This is a genomic window from Nocardia sp. GP40, assembly GCF_050434125.1.
Classification (GTDB): Bacteria; Actinomycetota; Actinomycetes; order Mycobacteriales; family Mycobacteriaceae; genus Nocardia; species Nocardia albiluteola.
The window spans coordinates 954,368-972,719 of sequence record NZ_JBNPVW010000001.1 but is presented as its reverse complement, the minus strand read 5'-3'; the positions used below and the strand labels follow the sequence as shown (position 1 = coordinate 972,719).

At 67.2% G+C, this 18,352-nt stretch carries 16 protein-coding genes; 12 read left to right on the top strand and 4 right to left on the bottom strand.

What is annotated here, in order from left to right:
• Positions 1-130 precede the first annotated feature (130 nt).
• From ABH933_RS04180 to ABH933_RS04165, 4 genes are all read left to right on the top strand, one after another.
• Positions 131-325: a hypothetical protein gene (locus ABH933_RS04180; RefSeq protein ID WP_429415429.1), complete on the top strand. Its 195-nt coding sequence runs from the start codon at positions 131-133 to the stop codon at positions 323-325.
• Between the two features lie 178 nt (positions 326-503).
• Positions 504-3,035 carry an ATP-binding protein gene (locus ABH933_RS04175; protein ID WP_429415427.1) on the top strand — a complete coding sequence of 844 codons (2,532 nt, stop codon included), beginning with the start codon at positions 504-506 and terminating at the stop codon, positions 3,033-3,035.
• Positions 3,036-3,473: 438 nt separating this feature from the next.
• Positions 3,474-4,337: an isocitrate lyase/PEP mutase family protein gene (locus tag ABH933_RS04170; protein ID WP_429415424.1), complete on the top strand. Its 864-nt coding sequence runs from the start codon at positions 3,474-3,476 to the stop codon at positions 4,335-4,337.
• A gap of 37 nt (positions 4,338-4,374) precedes the next feature.
• Positions 4,375-4,686 carry a hypothetical protein gene (locus ABH933_RS04165; protein ID WP_429415421.1) on the top strand — a complete coding sequence of 104 codons (312 nt, stop codon included), beginning with the start codon at positions 4,375-4,377 and terminating at the stop codon, positions 4,684-4,686.
• On the opposite strand, the gene ABH933_RS04160 is transcribed toward ABH933_RS04165, so the two are convergent.
• Complete coding sequence (locus ABH933_RS04160) at positions 4,664-5,620, bottom strand: cyclase family protein (RefSeq protein ID WP_429415418.1); 957 nt, start codon at positions 5,618-5,620, stop codon at positions 4,664-4,666. The two genes, ABH933_RS04165 and ABH933_RS04160, sit on opposite strands and share 23 nt — an antisense overlap.
• Positions 5,621-5,841: 221 nt before the next feature.
• Entirely contained in the window at positions 5,842-6,981 is a 1,140-nt protein-coding gene (locus ABH933_RS04155) for an alpha/beta hydrolase (RefSeq protein ID WP_429415415.1), read from the bottom strand.
• A gap of 209 nt (positions 6,982-7,190) precedes the next feature.
• Between ABH933_RS04155 and ABH933_RS04150 the strand changes: the two genes are divergently transcribed.
• Positions 7,191-7,856, top strand: a complete 666-nt coding sequence (locus ABH933_RS04150) for a HEAT repeat domain-containing protein (protein ID WP_429415412.1) — start codon at positions 7,191-7,193, stop codon at positions 7,854-7,856.
• Between the two features lie 4 nt (positions 7,857-7,860).
• On the top strand, positions 7,861-8,868 hold the full coding sequence (locus ABH933_RS04145) for a HEAT repeat domain-containing protein (protein WP_429415409.1): 1,008 nt from the start codon (positions 7,861-7,863) through the stop codon (positions 8,866-8,868).
• Between the two features lie 154 nt (positions 8,869-9,022).
• Here the strand turns inward: ABH933_RS04145 and ABH933_RS04140 are convergent, their stop codons facing one another.
• Positions 9,023-9,586: a TetR/AcrR family transcriptional regulator gene (locus tag ABH933_RS04140; protein WP_429415406.1), complete on the bottom strand. Its 564-nt coding sequence runs from the start codon at positions 9,584-9,586 to the stop codon at positions 9,023-9,025.
• A gap of 123 nt (positions 9,587-9,709) precedes the next feature.
• Here ABH933_RS04140 and ABH933_RS04135 point away from each other — a divergent pair, with 123 nt between their 5' ends.
• The gene (locus tag ABH933_RS04135; RefSeq protein ID WP_429415403.1) at positions 9,710-10,552 is read left to right on the top strand and encodes an alpha/beta fold hydrolase; all 843 of its coding nucleotides are present in this window, start codon (positions 9,710-9,712) and stop codon (positions 10,550-10,552) included.
• A 51-nt stretch (positions 10,553-10,603) separates the two neighbouring features.
• Here ABH933_RS04135 and ABH933_RS04130 read toward each other — a convergent pair whose 3' ends face one another.
• Positions 10,604-12,022: a PLP-dependent aminotransferase family protein gene (locus ABH933_RS04130; RefSeq protein ID WP_429415401.1), complete on the bottom strand. Its 1,419-nt coding sequence runs from the start codon at positions 12,020-12,022 to the stop codon at positions 10,604-10,606.
• Positions 12,023-12,131: 109 nt separating this feature from the next.
• Between ABH933_RS04130 and ABH933_RS04125 the strand changes: the two genes are divergently transcribed.
• From ABH933_RS04125 to ABH933_RS04105, 5 genes are read left to right on the top strand one after another with little or no spacing between them, the layout of a single operon-like run.
• On the top strand, positions 12,132-12,980 hold the full coding sequence (locus ABH933_RS04125) for a nitrilase-related carbon-nitrogen hydrolase (RefSeq protein WP_215919393.1): 849 nt from the start codon (positions 12,132-12,134) through the stop codon (positions 12,978-12,980).
• A 15-nt stretch (positions 12,981-12,995) separates the two neighbouring features.
• Positions 12,996-14,417: a dihydropyrimidinase gene (gene hydA / locus ABH933_RS04120; protein ID WP_429415398.1), complete on the top strand. Its 1,422-nt coding sequence runs from the start codon at positions 12,996-12,998 to the stop codon at positions 14,415-14,417.
• A gap of 14 nt (positions 14,418-14,431) precedes the next feature.
• Entirely contained in the window at positions 14,432-15,457 is a 1,026-nt protein-coding gene (locus ABH933_RS04115; RefSeq protein WP_429415395.1) for a TIGR03842 family LLM class F420-dependent oxidoreductase, read from the top strand.
• Positions 15,454-16,773 carry an aspartate aminotransferase family protein gene (locus tag ABH933_RS04110; RefSeq protein WP_429415392.1) on the top strand — a complete coding sequence of 440 codons (1,320 nt, stop codon included), beginning with the start codon at positions 15,454-15,456 and terminating at the stop codon, positions 16,771-16,773. The genes ABH933_RS04115 and ABH933_RS04110 overlap by 4 nt, the downstream gene beginning before the upstream one ends.
• A 56-nt stretch (positions 16,774-16,829) precedes the next feature.
• Positions 16,830-18,329: a CoA-acylating methylmalonate-semialdehyde dehydrogenase gene (locus ABH933_RS04105; protein WP_429415390.1), complete on the top strand. Its 1,500-nt coding sequence runs from the start codon at positions 16,830-16,832 to the stop codon at positions 18,327-18,329.
• Positions 18,330-18,352: the final 23 nt, after the last annotated feature.

Genomic DNA, 18,352 nt, shown 5'->3' with positions numbered 1-18,352 from the left:
CGAGGACCTGCGCACCTCCGGACGGCCCAATCCGCTCGGGCTGCTGTTCCTCTCACGCACCGGTACCCCACACAGCCCCAACAACTTCGGCCGCGCATGGCGCGCCGCCCGCGGAGACAATTTCGCCTGGGTGACACCGCGCACCTTCCGCCGCGGCGCCGGCACCGCGATCGACCACGCCTGCGAAGACGCCGACCGCGCCGCACGGCAACTGGGCAACACCAAAGCCGTTGCCCAGCAGCGCTACATCGACGTGCCCGAGACGGTCCCCGACAACCGGGCCGTGCTCGAACGCTGGGCAACCGGCGACACAACGACCGAATAGGCCCCCCGCCTTGGCGTTTCGAACTGTACTTCACCACGCGCGCCGACCGTTGACCGTACAGACCCGTGCTTTCTGCCGGCGTGCCGGGCGACTACTCTTGGGGCGCATGTCGGCGTCGGATCAAAGCCATAGGAGTCCATCGGCGGCCGGTGGTGATTTCGTCGGCCGAGGTTCGGAGTTGGACAAGATCCGCACTTTGCTACTCGGTTCCGCTCCGTTGATTACGTTGACCGGTGCCGGTGGCATCGGGAAAACACGACTCGCGACCGAGACCCTGCGTGGATTCCGCAAGGCCAGTCGCACGATGGTCTACTGGGTCCGGCTGGCGCAGCTGGCGCGGGGCTCCGATGTCGACGCGATCGAGGCTGCGGTTGCACGGTCGGTGGTCGACGCCGACTCCTCGCGACGATCAGCCTGGGACACGATTGTCGATACGCTGACCGGTACGGATGCGGTGGGGCGGAGCCTGCAGACGGTGTTGGTGATGGACAACTGTGAGCATGTCCTCCTCGCGGCTGGACAGTTGATCGCCGAGTTGCTCGAGGCGGTGCCGGGGTTAACTATCCTGGCGACCAGCCGCGAACCGGTGGGGTGGGTCGACGAGCACGTGGTCTTGGTTCCTCCGTTGACGCAGAAGCAGGCTGTGACCTTGTTTCGTCAACGTGCCGAGCTCGTCGGCCACGTCGTGACCGGCGCTGACGAGATAGCGATGGCAACCCTGGTCTGCCGTCACCTACACGATCATCCGCTGTTTATCCGGCTGGCCGCCGCACGGCTGCGGTACCAACCGTTGGCCATGATCCTTCAGGAATTGAGCGGCGCGGCGACCGACAAGCGGCTGAAGTGGTCGCACGGGCCAAGCGTCGGTGCCGAACCACGCCACCGGGGGATCCGGGATGTCATTTCCTGGTCGTATGCCCTGTGCCAGGACAACGAACGGCTGCTGCTGGATCGCATGTCGGTCTTCGCCGCCGGATACGACACCAACCTCCAAGAGGACACCAGCTCCGTGCTGGATGTCGGGGCTGACCTGGAAGCCATCGAAGCGGTGTGCTCTGATCATCCGACACCGATCCTCGATCGCAATCAGGGGGAGCCGACGGTCGGTGTGGCGCATGAGGAGGTCGAGGGCTTGCTCGAGCGGCTCGCCGACCGGTCGCTGGTCATGGTGCACATCACGCCGACGACGGTACGGTACTCGCTGCTGGAAAGTATTCGGTTATTCGCCCAGCAGCGGCTGGCGGAACGGTCCACCAGCGAGGTGGACGAATCAGCGCGGATCGCCCAGCGTTACTGCCGATACTACCGAGACAAACTCGTCGCAGTACAGCGCAATTGGTACAGCCTCGACGAACAGCACTGGGCCCGCGGGGCGTGGGATAACATCGTGACCGCGATCGAGACAAGCATCGCTTCGGGCGAGCCCGCACTCGGCCTGGAAATCGCCGCAAACCTGATCGCCCTACCCGTCTTCAAGGGTTCATCCAGAGAGATACGCCAGTGGGCCGAACGCACACTGGAGGCTAGCCGCGCACTGACTCCGCAGCCGACCGAGCTCCAAATAGGCGCAATGACTTCGATCGGGTGGTTGTCGATGGTGCAAGGCAGCTACGAGGATCTGGAGCGGATGCTGGAGGAATGCGCGGCCGCCTGCATCGAAGATCCGAACGTCAGACAGAATTGGCGGACGGCACCGGAAACCGATATCGGTCTTCCCGCTCCGCTCGAATTCTTGTGGGGAGCGCAGCTGATGTTCGCTCAACGCGATGCGAGAGCTGTCACCGTGTTGTCGCGGGCCCGCGAAAAGTTCCATGCTCTTGGTGACTCCGGTGGTGAGGGGAGAAGCGAGCTCTACGAGGCATGGGCCACTGCCACGTTCGGATCTGCTCAGCAGGCGCTGCAGATTACACGTCGCCACCTCGATCACGCCACCGCGTCAGGAGTCGGATGGGCGAATTCCTGGGCCGAGTTGTGTCGTGCGGTGGCATTGGCCAAACACGGTGATCCCACCGAGGCATTGGCAATCGGCCGCACAACACTCGCGCGGCAGATGGCCGCGCACGACCAGTTCGGCGCGTCGCTGACGGTCGCTGTTCGGACATGGTCACTGGCGCAGATCATTACAGACTTGATCTCGACCGGAAGTACCGATCGGGCAAGACTGAGGACACTGGCCACCGAAATCGCTCAGCTCTCCGGAGGAGCCAAAACGCTGCGGGAAGGGTCGGGTTTCGATTTGGAGAATCTGGCGCTTATTGCCTATGAAAACAACAAAGCAAACGACGTCGCCCGTCAAGTATTGAGAGACGAGGTGTTCGCAGCCGCTTACCGGCAGGGCTCCCTACTGCGTCCCGAGTCTTGCGAGGTGCAGCGGCTGGCGCTGGGCACTTTGTCCATCGACAGGATGCCGCTGGACCATCCCGCCAGAGCGAACCTCCACTCGCGCTGGGACGAGCTGTCGAAAGCCGAGCGGCAGGTCGCGACGCTGGCCGCGGCAGGATGGACGAACACCGCGATCGCGGCCCGTAGAGGTAATTCCGCCAGGACGGTCGACGCACAAATGGCCGCGATCCTCCACAAGCTGACAATCACCTCACGAAAAGACATCATCAAGCTTATTCCCCAAGACCAGATCGGCCTGGTCCGGAAAGAAGTAGAAGAAGCAGCGAAGCGGCCGCCCCGTAGACGAATGATTGCTTCCAAGACTTAGACCGTATCTCACGCGGCTGCTATATTGCCCCGATGCCTGGGAGGGGCAGCGTGTGCAGAGCTGTGGATCGGGGCGATCATGATCAGGTCCGGACTATGACGGGTTCTGCCGGAGGCGAGCGGAGATGAAGGCGACAGGCAGCGTGGGCCCGCTGTTCTGGCGATCAGATTCCTGACGTTGCCGGCCATCATCGACGAGGCGGAAGACCGGCGAGGCTCAGGGCCGACCTCCGCAAGGTACGTCGGGTGCGTTCTCAGCGGCGAAGGAGCAGTCTGTAGATATCGGTTCCCGCCAGCGCAAGGCCCGGCGTCGCCGGGTCCGTGCTGCATCACCATCTCGGGGGTGAGCGGAGGTCGAGCTGTTCCACCGGATTCAGCCATCGTGACGGTCGGCCGGTCTCGCCGGCCGAGCGCCCTGCACAGCGGAAGGCAGAAGATCATGCAGTACGGCACTGCGTTGCGCGAGGAGATCGGCCGTTCGGCGGTGACACCGTTGATCGGTATTTTCGACATGTATTCGGCATCGATCGCCGCGCAGTATTTCGATGGGATGTTCGTGTCCGGTTTCGGGTTCGCTGCATCCTACTATGGGCTACCCGACGTCGGGTTCATCGCCTGGCCTGACATGGTCGGGTTCGTGCAGCGGTTGCGTCTGGCGTTTCCGGACCGGCATTTGCTGGTCGACATCGATGACGGCTACGCCGACGTGGAGGTCGCCTGCCATGTGGTCGAGCAGCTGGAGATGCAGGGCGCCTCGGGGGCGATTCTGGAGGACCAGCAGCGTCCGCGCCGGTGCGGTCATCTGGCGGGTAAACAGATCCTGCCGCTCGAGCAGTATCTGGAGAAGCTGAACCTGGTGCTGCAGACGCGCACCGATCTGGTGGTGGTCGCGCGGACCGACGCCACCGACGAGGACGAGATCCTGCGTCGTGCGGAGGCTTTGGCCGCAACCGACGCCGATGCTGTGTTGGTCGACGGTGTGCGCAGTGTGGAGAGGATCCGGCAGGTCCGCGGTGTGATCGGCGCGAAACCGCTGGTGTTCAACCAGATCGCCGGCGGGCTCTCGCCGCGGCTGTCGTTGACCGAACTCGAGGCTCTCGGAGTCGGTGCGGCGATCTACTCCACGGCGTGCCTGTTCGCGGCGCACGCGGCGATGACCGAGGAGCTGCTGAGACTGGGTTCCGAGGACGGACGCCTACGCCTGCCCGAGATCGGCGCCAGCGATGTGGGTGTGGCCTCGTCGACTGCCTTGCTGGAGGCCAACATCTCCCGCCACCACCACCGGCGCGCCGACCTCGCGTAGGCACGGTGACGCGGACCTCATCGCGCACCTGCTGAAATTGCTGATCGAACGCCCTCGCCCGGCTGGTGAACTGACGCTGCTGCCGACCCTCGGCGGGTGGGCGATGCCCTCGACACACGCCGCAATCACCGCGGCGCTCGCCGGCACGGTGTACCTCGTGACCGACTGGCGTTCGGCCCGGCTGCCGCGCCTCGCCGGAGCTGGACTGGCGGCCGCGGTGATCGTTGTCGCCGCATGCACTACCAGCGCATGCACTACCAGCGCCCAACTGGCCGAGTACCACGGGTGCGGGCCCGTCATGGCGTTGCACCCCTCGCGCGCCGCGGTCAGAACGTGGCGATCGGGTTGACCGGGCTGCCGGACGTACCAGCGAAGCGGACCGGCGCGACTGCGAGGTGGAAGTCCCACTGGCCGAGCGCGGCGGCGGTCGTCGCGCACAACTCCAGGTCACAGTTGTCGAGCAGCCACAGGCCCATCGCGACAAGACCCACAGTGTGAACCGGCAACGCCATGTCTTCGTACCCGGACGGCTGAACATCCTGGGGGGTGTCGGCGCCGATCAGCGCGACCTCCCGTTCGTGCAGCCAGGGCAGGCAGGACGCGTGCCAGCCGGCCTGCGTGACACCGCTGGTCGGACCGGCCTCGTGCCGGACGCGGCCGTAGCCGGTCCGCAGGAGTACCGCATCGCCGGATCGCACCCGCACCCCCTGGCGACGCTCGGCCTCCTCGAGATCTTCGGGAAACACTCCCTGTCCTGGTTCCAACCACGGCACATCGCGAACATTCGCGATGTCCAGCAGGACGCCACGGGTGATGATCCCGTTCGCCGCCGCCGTGACGGCCGCCCACGCCGATCCTGTGGTGGCATCGACCAATGAGTGTGGCCGCCCGTTGTACATCGTGCCGTCCCAGAAGATGTGGCACGGCGAGTCGAGGTGGGTGATGGTGTTGCCGTGGAACAGGATGCCGAGCCGCTCGTTCGAATAGCCCCAGTGCCGGTCGTTCCGGAATCCGGGCAGCAGCATGTTCCCCATCCCCGGCATATCGGCGGCGCACCGGCAGGTCGTCGTCGACCGCTCCATCTCCTCCGGCACAGCAACCTCCCACGCGCAGGACACGCTCCTGCCGTGGCGCACAGCCCGCGCCGCCGCCAGCCGGACGTCGTCGGTGATGTGGTTCAGCGTGCCGAGCTCGTCGTCATCGCCCCACCGTCCCCAGTTCGACAGCGTGTTGGAGTACCCGAGCACGTCGTCCTGTGTGGGCATCGGTCGCCCTGCCGTCATACCCAGCCTCAACTCCTCCGGCTACACGATTCGACGCACCGCGGACAGCGTATCCCGGTCCCCTTGGCCGCCATGGTCATTCGGCGCCATCCGTCGTCCGGCAACGCCCTCTCGGGTGTTCCAATCGACCGCGCTGGTCGTCGAGGAGAGGCCGCACCGAGGGCTCGCTACCGCGCTCTGACACTGCAGGCCGGTAACGCGCTGGCGGACGGGCCGCAGGTTCAGAATCCGTGGGCGCCCAGCCAGCTGTCGAGGTCGTTACGGAACTGTGCGGCTGTGGGTTCCACGGTCAGGCCGTGGGTGGCGCCGTCCAGGATGTCCGAGGTGACGTCGGTACTACCGGTGAACAGCTTCCCTTGGTAACGGGCACGATTCACGTCGAACACGCGGTCGTTGGTGCCGGTGAGGGTCAGCACCGGCACATGGATCGCACCGAGCCGAAGCGGGTCGATCGCGGTCGCCTCGGTCAGGGAGACCATGTCACCGCACGGGTTGATCGCACGCAGCGGAAGTGCGGCGGCGAGTACGGCCGGCGGCGACTGAGCCAGGAAGTCCTGGCGATAGGCGTCGACGCTCGGGGTCAGATAGCTGTATCCGGACGCACCGGCCGGGGACTTCCGGCCACCGGTGAGGCAGGTGGTTCCCCAGGACAGGGTGCCGGCCAGCAGCTCGGGTGTCAGGGCCAGATCGGAGTACGAGAGCACCCCGACGGCGTCCACATCACCGAACGAATACGCCTCGATCTGCGTGATCGCACCACCGAGCGAATGTCCCAGCAGCGCAACGTGTTCGAACGCCACCACCCCGCCGTCGGCCGAATAATCGCCCGATCGCAATTCCTGCACGATCTGGTGCGCGACAGTCGCCTGGCCGCCAACACAACTGAGCGTTCCCGCCGGCTGACCGCTGGCGCCGTAGCCGAGGCGGTCGATCGTGACCGACACGTGCCCGCGCGCGGTCATCTCCCGCACGTGGTTGTAGCCGGGCACGGCGCCGAACCGCCAGAACCACTCACCGACCTCGAGTCCGTGCAGATACAGTGCCGCGCCGGCGGCGGTGTGCCCGGCCAGCGCGCGCGCCGGACCGGTGAGGTGCCCGTGCACCGTGTAGCTTCGGCCGTCGGTTCCGCACGGCACCCCGGAGGCGTTCACGTTGCGCACCGAGAAGCTGATCTCCCGGTCGACGATGCCGTCACCGGGCGCCGCCGCGGCTCGAGGAACGGCCGGAATGGCAAGTGCCAGTAGGGAAATCACGGCGGCCAGAACGAAATGGGAAAAGCGCATTGATTCGGACCTTTCCGCAAGGCGCCGAGCCGCCTGCTTCTCGTAGTGGGTGACCCAGTGCTGATGTTCTGTGCTCACACGCTCAGCGGGGTGGTGGTCCCGCGTCGACCGCCAGGCCCGGGGCGTCGCAAGGTGCTCGCGGGCGAAGGCGCGAGAGAACGCCACCTCGGACGTGAATCCTACGGCCTCGACGCGTCGAGCGGAGTGCCGAGGTTTGCGGACTCTCGGTCATGAACTTGACCTTGCCACCGTGACAAGGTCTTCACTGGCCGTCGGAGGTGATTCCCATGAATTCGGTACACAGGAATACGCAGGACCCGCGATTGCTCGACGCGCTGGCGGCCGGGGATGCGTCGGTGCGGTTGCGGGCGGCGCTCGCGATCGGCACCCGCGGCGAGCCCGGTGACGTCGACGCGCTGGTGGCACGGTCCGCGATCGAGCCGGACTTCTTCGTCCGCGACATGCTCACGTGGGCGCTGACCCGCCTGCCGTCGCGGATCACGGTGCCGGCACTGTGCGGCGAACTGCGTTCCGAACGAACGCAGGCCCGCAGTCAGGCATTGCACACGTTGTCCAAGATCGCGGATCCGGAGGCCTGGCCCGCGATTACGCGGTCGTTGCTGCACGACGCCAACGACGAAGTGGCGCGAAGTGCCTGGCGCGCCGCGGTTGCCCTCGTACCCGAGGACGAGCGGGCCGGGCTGGCCGCGGAACTCGCCATGCAGTTCGGCCGCGGGGACCGGCAGCTACGCTCGAGCCTGAGTCGCGCGCTCGTCGCGCTCGGCGAGGTGGTCGAGCCGGTCCTGCAGGCGGCGGCGGCGAGCCCGGAACCGGCGGTGCGTGCGCATGCCGAGGCCACGCTGCGGCTGCTGCGCGATCCCGATGCCGCATTCGAATCGGATGTCGATGAGGCGAAGCGGGTCGTGGCGCTCGGTGCGGACGGGAGGAGATGACCGCGTGTTGATCGGTGAGGTGGCGCGCCGCTCGGGTGTGAGTGCGCGGATGCTCCGCCACTACGACGCCCTCGGGCTGGTCCGGCCGACGGGCCGCACCGTGGGCGGCTACCGGGAGTACCGCCCCGCCGACATCCGGCGGATCTTCCAGGTGGAGGGGCTGCGGTCGCTCGGGTTGTCGCTGCGCGAGATCGGCCGCGCCCTGGACGATCCCGGATTCGCCCCGTCCGCGCTGGTCAGGGACCTCATCCGGAACACCGAGGACCGGTTGAACCGGGAACGGGAACTACTCGAGCGGCTCCGGACGGTCGATGCGGCCGGCCCCTCCGACTGGCGGGACGTCCTGCGCCTGGTCGGACTCCTGCACGGACTGGGGTCGGAGAACGCCGCGCGGCGGCAGCAGGTGGTCCTGTCCCCCGCCGACGAGGTGCCGCTGCCCGCCGAACTGCTCGCCGAGGCGGTGCTGACCGAATCCGATCCGAACGTTGCCGGCGCCCTGCGCTGGGCGCTGGCGCGGACCGGCGGCGACGGCGTGGCGAGCATGGCCTCGGCCCTGCGTTCGGAGGACACCGACGTGCGGCGGCGCGCGGTCCAGGCCTTGGCCGAGTTGTCCGGCGACGACGTGACCCGGCTGCTCGCCGACGCGCTCGGCGATCCGGACTCGACGGTTCGCAGGCGCGCCGCCCTTGCCGCCGGGGCGCGCGGCCTCACCCGGGCAATCCCGGTACTGGTCGACATCGTGGTCGAGGGCCCCAACGACGTCGAGGCGGCCGAACTGCTCGGAGCATTCGCTGGGGACGCGCGGTGGGCGAACCGGATCATGGATGCACTCGATGCCGAACTCGTTGCGCACGAGGCGAATCCGGCGGTACGACTTCGCGTGACCCAGGCCCTCGCCGAAATGCCCGGCACCATCGCGCTTCCCACGCTGCAAGGGCTGGTCCGCGACAGCGATCGGGCCGTTGCCCTGCTCGCCTCGGCCCTCGTCGGTACGCTGAGCGCACCGAGCTGACTGCGGATCGAAAGCCGGTTCCAACTCTGAATGCACTGTTGCGCAACAGCATTCATGCTCATCGTCTGAGGGGCGAGATGGCCCGCGGCAAGGAGTAGGCGCTGTCGCTCATCGCCGGTCACTCCACCGCCGACACTCGTCGATGGGTCGGCCGCTACCGGAGCGCGACATCGAGGAGGATTTGTGCCGCGGCGCGGGCCTGATGGGCAGCCTCCGGCGTGCCCGCGATCGCGGCCGTGGTCTGCGCCCCCTCGGCGAGCAGGGCGATCTGGGGCGCCAACTCCGGCGGTGCGCCGACCTCGGCGACGAGCCGGGCGACATACTCGCCGAACGCGCGCTTCTGCGCCCGCACCGCGTCCCGCACCGCCGGGGACCCCGAGCTCAGCTCCCCGTAGGCGTTGATGAACGCGCACCCCCGAAAGTCCGGCGAACGGAACCACTGGTCGAGGAAATCGAAGATCGACAACAATCGCTCCCGGGCGGTCATCCCCGGTCCCACGACCGATGCCAGGCCGTCGTCCCACATGGCGGACCGGCGCCGCAATACCGCGGCGATCAGCTCGTCCTTCGAACCGAACAGCGAATAGATCCGCTTGAGCGAGACCCCGGCCGCCTCCCGCACCGCGTCCATGCCCACCGCCTGGATCCCGCGCTCGTAGAACAACGCGTCGGCGGCGTGGATGACCCGCGCACGAACGTCGTCAACCGGACTCTGCACCTGGTGATCCACCTCACACCTCTCTTTCACTTGCGCGGAGAACGCACGTTCTCTACGGTAGCAGATGCCACGGAGAACGATCGTTCTCTGGAGGTAGGGCATCACAATCGCGAGGAGTCAGTCATGGGATCCATCACCGTCGGCACCGAGAACAGCACCGACATCGAGCTGTACTACGAGGACCACGGCACCGGACAGCCGGTGGTGCTGATCCACGGCTACCCGCTCAACGGGGACAGCTGGGAGCTGCAGGCCCGCGAACTGCTGGATGCCGGATATCGCGTGATCACCTACGATCGCCGCGGGTTCGGGCGGTCGTCGAAGGTCGGCACCGGGTACAACTACGACACCTTCGCCGCCGATCTGAACGCGGTGCTCACCGCGCTGGATCTGCGCGACGTCATCCTGGCCGGATTCTCGATGGGCACGGGCGAGCTGGCCCGGTACATCAAGATCTACGGGCCCGAACGGATCGCGAAGCTGGCGTTCCTGGCGTCGCTGGAGCCGTTCCTGGTGCGGCGCGAGGACAACCCCGAGGGCGTGCCGCAGGAGGTGTTCGACGGCATCGCCGCCGCAGCGCGGGCCGACCGCTACGCCTGGTACACCCAGTTCTACAAGGATTTCTACAACCTGGACGAGAACCTCGGCACCCGCATCAGCGAGGAGGTCGTCCGGGCGAACTGGACCACCGCCACGACGAGCGCGCCGGTCGCCGCCTACGCGGTCGTCCCGACCTGGATCGAGGACTTCCGCGCCGACGTCGAGGCGGTGCGGGCCGCGGCGCTGCCGACCCTGATCCTGCACGGCACCGGCGATAACATCCTGCCGATCGACGCCACGGGCCGGCGGTTCGCGAAGCTGGTCCCGGGCGCGGAGTACGTCGAGATCGACGGCGCGCCCCACGGCCTGCTGTGGACGCACGCCGAGGAGGTCAACGCGGCGCTGCTGCGCTTCGTCAAGGCCTGATCGCGGGAGCGAACGGCCGGATGGCTCACCCCATCCGGCCGTTTTCGCGCGTTATCGCATGCCCTGTGTCGTCGGGCCGTTGGCACGGTGGGTCACGGATTCCCGATCCGGTCGGCCGAGGGAGAAGTAGTCACCGGACTGAGGTTCGCTGGAGGCGGCGAGGATTCGGGCCACTTCTTCGCCGCCGCCGCGCAACGGGGAGATCGTCACCCGGACCGCTTGCGGATGGTTGCGGGGCGCGGCGTAGAAGGGGCCGCCGGGTGCGACGCGAATTCCGTTGGCGGCCAACTGGACCAGCGCCGCGCGTTCGTCGGCGACGGGGACCCAGACATTGAGGCCCTCGCCGGGCGGGACCACGACTCCGTTGCGATCCAGGGCGTCGGCGAAACCGCTTCTGCGGATTCGGTATTGGGTGCGGGCGTTGTCGACCGCGCGGGTGGCGGTGTCGTCCCGCAGGAGTTCGTACAGCAGGCGCTGGAGAATCCGGGGAGTCCAGCCGGGACCCAGCATGCGGGTGGCCACGACCCGATCGATGACCTCCTCGGGACCGGACAGCGCCGCTATGCGCAGGTCCGGGCCATGGGATTTGGAGTAGCTGCGCACGTGCAGAACCCGGTCGGGCAGCCAGCGGCCGATGCTCAGGTCCAGGGCGGGGACGATGCTTCCGGAGTGGTCGTCCTCGAGGACCATGCAGTGGGTTTCGCTGCGGCGCAAGATCTTTGCCAGCTCCTCGATGCGTTCGGCGTCCATCGAGGCGCCGGTGGGATTCTGGGCGCGGGGCTGGATGAGGGCGGCGGCCGGCGCCAGGGTCAGGGCGCGCTCGAATTCGTCCGGGAGCACTCCCCTTTCGTCCATTGCCACCGGGATGGGTTGTGCACCTATGGATTCCAGATAGTCCAGGAAGTGGGGGAAGGTGGGGTTCTCCACGATCACCCGGTCGCCGTAGCGCACCACCGCGCGCAGGCCGCGCGCGACCGCATCCATCGCGCCGTCCACCACGGTGAGGCCGCCCGAGTCGGTGGGCCAGTCCCGCTGCAGCAGGCGCCCGAGTTCGGGCACCACCGGGGCCTGGTGATAGTCCGTGGGTTCGGAATTGAGCGCCACATGCGCCAGCAGCGGGCCGAGTTCGGGAAGCAGCGCCGGATCGGGGGTGCCGAGCGACAGATCGAGGCGGGCGGCGGTAGCCCCCTTGACCATTCGGCCCGCGCGCGGCGGCGCGGGCTGCGGGGCCGCGGACGTCGACTCGGCGACGAAGGTTCCGCTGCGGCCGCGCGAGACCACCAGCCCGGCCTGGGAAAGCGCCTGCCAGCCGTGACTCACCGTCGCGGGGCTGACGCCGAGTTGGGCGGAAAGCTCGCGCACGGTCGGAAGGCGATCGCCCGGGGCCAGCTCGCCGCTGCTGATCATGCGCGCGATGGCGCCCGCGATCCCGGCGGGGGTCGGATCATCGATTTCGATCGGTCTGCTCATTTTCACCTCGGGACGCGTCCGGCAGGTTTACCCTTCCGGTACTCGATGAAATATTCACGAAATGTTTAGCACCAAGAATAACAAAACATCGAGAAGGAGGAACCCCCCGATGACAACCATCAAGGCAGCCATCACCCAGGCCACATGGACCGGAGACAAGGAATCCATGCTGGCCAAGCACGAGAAGTTCGTCGAGGCGGCGGCCGCCGAGGGCGTGCAGGTGATCTGCTTCCAGGAGCTGTTCTACGGTCCGTACTTCGGAAATGTTCAGGACAAGAAGTACTACGAGTACGCCGAATCCGTGCCCGGGCCGACCACCGCGCGGTTCAGCGAGCTGGCCCGCAGGCACAACATGGTCATCGTGCTGCCGGTGTACGAGGAGGATCAGCCCGGGGTGCTGTACAACACCGCCGCGGTGATCGACGCGGACGGCAGCTACCTGGGCAAATACCGCAAGCACCACATTCCGCACCTGCCCTCCTTCTGGGAGAAGTTCTACTTCCGCCCCGGCAATCTCGGCTATCCGGTATTCGACACCGCCGTCGGCCGGGTCGGGGTCTACATCTGCTACGACCGCCACTTCCCCGAGGGCTGGCGGGCGCTGGGACTGAACGGCGCGGAGCTGGTCTTCAACCCGTCGGCCACCAAACCCGGTCTGTCCAATCGTCTCTGGGAGCTCGAGCAGCCCGCGGCGGCCGCGGCGAACCAGTACTACATCGCCGCCAACAACCGAATCGGCACCGAGAGTGACGAATTCGGCGATGCGGCCGTAACCTTCTACGGCAGTTCGTATTTCGTGGACCCGCGCGGCAACTACGTCGGCGAGGTCGCCTCCACCGGCACCGAGGAGCTGGTGATCCGCGAACTGGATCTGGGCCTGGTCCGCGAGGTGCGCGGGGACTGGCAGTTCTACCGCGACCGCCGCCCGGACTCCTACGACGCCATCGTCGCGCCGTGATCTGAAAGGCTCAGCATGCCAACCACTCTGATCACCGGCGGCACGGTCGTCTCCTCGACCGGCCGCACGAACGCGGACATCCTCGTCGACGGCGAGCGCATCGTCGCCCTGCTCGAGCCCGGCAGCACCGTGTTGGGCGCGAACCTGGCCGAGACCGCCGACACCGTCATCGACGCCACCGGAAAGTATGTCGTCCCCGGCGGCATCGACGCGCACACCCACATGTCGATGCCCTTCGGCGGCACCACCGCCTCCGACGATTTCGAGACTGGCACCCGCGCGGCGGCCTGGGGCGGCACCACCACGATCATCGACTTCGCGGTGCAGAAATTCGGGGAGCGGCTGCAGGACAGCCTGGCGACCTGGCACAAGATGGCCGAGGGCCAGTGCGCGATCGACTACTCGTTCCATCAGATCGTGGGCGATGTGAACAATGCCTCGCTGCAGGCGCTTCGCGAGCTGCCGAACGAGGGCATCACCAGCTACAAGCTGTTCATGGCCTATCCGGGGGTGTTCTACAGCGACGACGCGCAGATCCTGCGTGCGATGCAGACCGGCGCGGAGACCGGCCTGATGACGATGATGCACGCCGAGAACGGCCCCGCCATCGACGTGCTGGTGAGCCAGCTGCTCGAGCAGGGCAAGACCGACCCGTACTACCACGGCATCGCGCGGGCCTGGCAGCTCGAGGAGGAGGCCACCCACCGCGCCATCATGCTGGCCGACCTGACCGGCGCCCCACTCTATGTCGTGCACGTCTCGGCGAAACAGGCCGTGGCGCAGCTGGCCGCGGCGCGCGATCGGGGCCGCAACGTGTTCGGCGAGACCTGCCCGCAGTATCTGTACCTGTCCCTGGAGGATCAGCTGGGCGCGCCGGGTTTCGAGGGCGCCAAGTGGGTGTGCTCGACGCCACTGCGCGCGAAGGCGGACCACCACCAGGACCATATGTGGCAGGCGTTGCGCACCAACGATATTCAGATGGTCGCCACCGATCACTGCCCCTTCTGCATGAAGGGGCAGAAGGACATGGGAGTCGGCGACTTCTCCAAGATCCCCAACGGGATCGGCTCGGTCGAGCACCGGATGGACCTGATGTATCAGGGCGTGGCCGACGGCAAGATCACCCTGGAGCGCTGGGTCGAGATCACCTCCACCACACCGGCACGCATGTTCGGGCTGTACGGCCGCAAGGGCGTGCTTGCCCCGGGCGCCGACGCCGACGTGGTGATCTACGACCCGAACGGCCACACCTCCATCGGCCTGAACAAGACCCACCACATGAACATGGATCACTCCGCCTGGGAGGGCTACGAGATCGACGGGCACGTCGACACGGTGATCTCGCGCGGCAAGGTCGTCATCGATGACGGAAAGTACCTGGGCCGCAAGGGCGATGGGCGTTTCGTGCGCCGCGACCCCTGTCAGTATCTGATCTAGAATAGGAGCGGGCCATGCAATTCGGCGCTGTGTTGCAGTGTGATGCGCCCTCGGCGCGCACGGTGCACCTTGCGAAACTGGCCGAGGCATACGGCTTCAGCCATGTGTGGACCTTCGATTCACACATCCTGTGGCAGGAGCCGTACGTGCTCTACAGCCGAATCCTCAACGAGACCAAGCGGATCACCGTCGGCCCCATGGTCACCAATCCCGCGACGCGGGACTGGGCGGTGACCGCCTCCACCTACGCCACCCTCAACGAGGCGTACGGCAACCGGACGATCTGCGGTATCGGCCGCGGCGATTCGGCGGTACGGGTGGGCGGCGGCAAGCCCACGACCTTGCAGACCCTGCGCGATTCGATCCACGTGATCCGGGAGCTGGCCAACTCCCGGCCCGTCGAATGCGACGGGCGCACACTGCAATTCCCGTGGAGCACCGGTTCCGAGCTCGACGTGTGGGTCGCGGCCTACGGCCCGAAGGCCCTGGCGCTGACCGGCGAGGTGGCCGACGGATTCATCCTGCAACTCGCCGACCTCGACATCGCCGAGTGGATGATCGGCACCGTCAAGCAGGCCGCCGCACGGGCCGGCCGCGATCCGGACGCGGTGAAGATCTGCGTGGCCGCGCCGATCTACATCGGCACCGACCGCCAGCACATGCGCGATCAGTGCCGATGGTTCGGCGGCATGGTCGGCAATCACGTCGCCGATATCGTCGCCCGCTACGGCGCGGACGGCAGCGTCCCGCAGGCCCTGACCGACTACATCGCCGGGCGGCACGGCTACGACTACAACAAACACGGCCGCGCCGGAAACACCCACGCGGACTTCGTCACCGACGAGATCGTCGAGCGGTTCTGCATCCTCGGAACCCCCGCCGAGCACCTGGCAAAACTGCAACGCCTGGCCGAACTCGGCGTCGATCAGTTCGCCGGATATCTGCAGCACGACAACAAGGAGGAGACCATGCGCGTGTACGGGGATGTCCTCATCCCACAGCTGACGCCGGCGATCACGGCTGTGCAGGTGCCACAATGACCACGACACAGACCGACCTGGACGCCTACACCTACGACCTGGACCGCGCCCACGTCTTCCATTCCTGGTCGGCGCAGGCCACACTGCACCCGCTGGTGATCGCGGGCGGCCGGGGCACCACGGTCTGGGACCATGCGGGCCGGGAATACCTGGATTTCGCCAGCCAGATGGTGAATGTCAATATCGGGCACCAGCATCCGGGCGTGATCGAGGCGATCACCGCGCAGGCCGCGCGCCTGGCCACCATCGGTCCCCCGCAGGCCAATCTCGCCCGTGGCGAGGCCGCCCAGCGGATCACCGCCCTCGCGCCCGACGGATTCAACAAGGTGTTCTTCACCAACGGCGGCGCCGACGCCAACGAGAACGCCATCCGCATGGCGCGCCTGCACACCGGCCGGGACAAGGTGCTCTCGACCTATCGCTCCTACCACGGCAATACCGGTGCCGCGGTGGTCGCGACCGGCGACTGGCGGCGCATGCCCAACGAATACGCCCGCGGCCATGTGCATTTCTTCGGGCCCTACCTGTATCGCAGTGAGTTCTGGGCGGATTCGCCCGAACAGGAATCCGAACGCGCGCTGCGCCATCTCGAGCGGGTGGTGCAATCCGAAGGGCCGCAGACGATCGCGGCGATCCTGTTGGAGAGCGTGCCCGGCACCGCGGGCATCCTGGTGCCGCCGCCGGGCTATCTGGCCGGTGTCCGCGAGATCGCCGACCGCTACGGCATTCTGCTGATCTTCGACGAGGTGATGTGCGGATTCGGCCGCACCGGACGCTGGTTCGCGTTCGACGGCCACGGCGGGAAGCCGGACCTGATCACCTTCGCCAAGGGCGTCAACTCCGGCTACGTGCCCGTCGGCGGCGTCATCGTCTCCGATGCGGTGGCGCACACCTTCGACGATCGGGTGTTCCCGGGTGGGCTCACCTACAGCGGGCATCCGCTGGCCTGCGCCTCGATCGTGGGCGCACTGGATGCGATGGCGTCCGAGGGCATCGTCGAGCACGCCGCGCAGATCGGCCGCGAGGCGATCGGCCCTGCCCTTGCCGAACTGGCACAGGACATTCCGCTCGTCGGCGAGGTGCGCGGCGAGGGCGTGTTCTGGGCGATCGAGCTGGTCTCCGACCGGGCCGAGCGCACCCCCGTGTCCGCGGACACCATGGCGCGCATCAAATCCGGGCTGACCGAACGCGGCGTGCTGGTGTTCGGGGCCGACAACAGAATTCACGTGGTACCGCCGTGCGTGGTCACCGCCGACGAGGTGAAGACCGCGGCGGCCGCGCTCCGCGAGGTGCTCGCCGCAGCTCAGGAAGGCTAGTACTCACCCACCCCGCCGGCTCCGCAAGCTCCGCCGGCTCACCATCCCCGAAGGAGATGACTGTGACAAACATCCTCGACCACTGGGTGGACGGCAAGCCGTGGTCCGGCGAATCCGACCGCGTCGCACCGGTTTTCGACCCGGCCCTCGGCACGACGCAGCGCGAGGTGCGCATGGCCACGACCGCGGACGTGGGCGCGGCCGTCGCCTCGGCGGCGGCGGCGCTGCCCGGCTGGCGCGACAGCTCGATCGCCACCCGCAGCCGATTCCTGCTGACCTACCGCGAAATGCTCAACGCCCGCAAGGACGAACTGGCGCAGATCCTCACCGCCGAGCACGGCAAGGTGCTCAGCGACGCCGCCGGGGAGATCGCCCGCGGCCTCGAGGTCGTCGAATTCGCCCTGTCCATGCCGCATCTGACCAAGGGTGAGTTCAGCCAGAACGCGTCCACGGGCGTGGATGTGTACTCGGTGCGCGAGCCCGTCGGCGTCGTCGGCCTGATCACCCCGTTCAACTTCCCCGCCATGGTGCCGCTCTGGTTCTTCCCGATCGCGATCGCCGCGGGAAATACCGTGGTGCTCAAGCCGAGTGAGAAGGATCCCTCGGCCTCGAACTGGCTCGCGGAGCTCGCCAGCGAGGCCGGGTTGCCGCCCGGGGTATTGAATGTCGTGCACGGCGACAAGGAGGCCGTGGACGCGCTGCTGACCCATCCGGACGTCGCGGCGATCTCCTTCGTCGGCTCCACCCCCATCGCGCGCTACGTCTATCAGACCGCCTCCGCGCACGACAAGCGCGTGCAGGCCCTGGGCGGGGCCAAGAACCACATGCTGGTGCTGCCGGACGCCGATCTGGATCTGGCCGCCGACGCCGCCATCAACGCCGGATTCGGTTCCGCCGGCGAGCGATGCATGGCCGTGAGCGTGGTGCTGGCCGTCGACTCGATCGCCGACGAGCTGGTCGAAAAGATCGCCGAGCGGATGGGCGGGCTGCGCACCGGCGACGGCCGCCGCGGCTGCGATATGGGCCCGCTGATCACCCGGGCGCACCGCGACACCGTCGCCGGATATCTCGACATCGCCGCGCGCGACGGCGCCGATATCGTCGTAGACGGCCGCGAGGGTGAATTCGACGGCGCGGCAGAGGGTTTCTGGCTCGGCCCCACGCTCATCGACAACGTGCCGACCGGCTCGGAGGTGTACCGCGACGAGATCTTCGGCCCGGTGCTGTCGGTCGTGCGCGTGGACGGCTTCGAGGCCGGCGTCGAGTTGATCAATGCGTCACCCTACGGCAACGGGGTTGCCATATTCACCAACGACGGTGGTGCGGCACGGCGGTTCCAGCGCCAGGTGACCGTCGGGATGATCGGAGTCAATGTGCCTATTCCCGTCCCGGTGGCGTATCACAGTTTCGGCGGTTGGAAGGCGTCGATATTCGGTGACGCCAAGGCATACGGACCCTCCGGGTTCGCCTTCTTCACCCGTGAGAAGGCGGTCACCTCGCGCTGGCTTGATCCGAGCCACGGCGGCATCAATCTCGGGTTCCCGCAAAATAGTTAGCCCTCCCGGGAAGAGTTAGGAAA

Excerpts from the sequence above, each read along its gene's own strand:
- ABH933_RS04105 (WP_429415390.1), top strand. The coding sequence starts at position 16,830 with ATGACTGTGACAAACATCCTCGACCACTGGGTGGACGGCAAGCCGTGG.
- ABH933_RS04170 (WP_429415424.1), top strand. The coding sequence starts at position 3,474 with ATGCAGTACGGCACTGCGTTGCGCGAGGAGATCGGCCGTTCGGCGGTG.
- ABH933_RS04125 (WP_215919393.1), top strand. The coding sequence starts at position 12,132 with ATGACAACCATCAAGGCAGCCATCACCCAGGCCACATGGACCGGAGAC.
- hydA (WP_429415398.1), top strand. The coding sequence starts at position 12,996 with ATGCCAACCACTCTGATCACCGGCGGCACGGTCGTCTCCTCGACCGGC.
- ABH933_RS04110 (WP_429415392.1), top strand. The coding sequence starts at position 15,454 with ATGACCACGACACAGACCGACCTGGACGCCTACACCTACGACCTGGAC.
- ABH933_RS04135 (WP_429415403.1), top strand. The coding sequence starts at position 9,710 with ATGGGATCCATCACCGTCGGCACCGAGAACAGCACCGACATCGAGCTG.
- ABH933_RS04150 (WP_429415412.1), top strand. The coding sequence starts at position 7,191 with ATGAATTCGGTACACAGGAATACGCAGGACCCGCGATTGCTCGACGCG.
- ABH933_RS04130 (WP_429415401.1), bottom strand. The coding sequence starts at position 12,022 with ATGAGCAGACCGATCGAAATCGATGATCCGACCCCCGCCGGGATCGCG.
- ABH933_RS04160 (WP_429415418.1), bottom strand. The coding sequence starts at position 5,620 with ATGACGGCAGGGCGACCGATGCCCACACAGGACGACGTGCTCGGGTAC.
- ABH933_RS04115 (WP_429415395.1), top strand. The coding sequence starts at position 14,432 with ATGCAATTCGGCGCTGTGTTGCAGTGTGATGCGCCCTCGGCGCGCACG.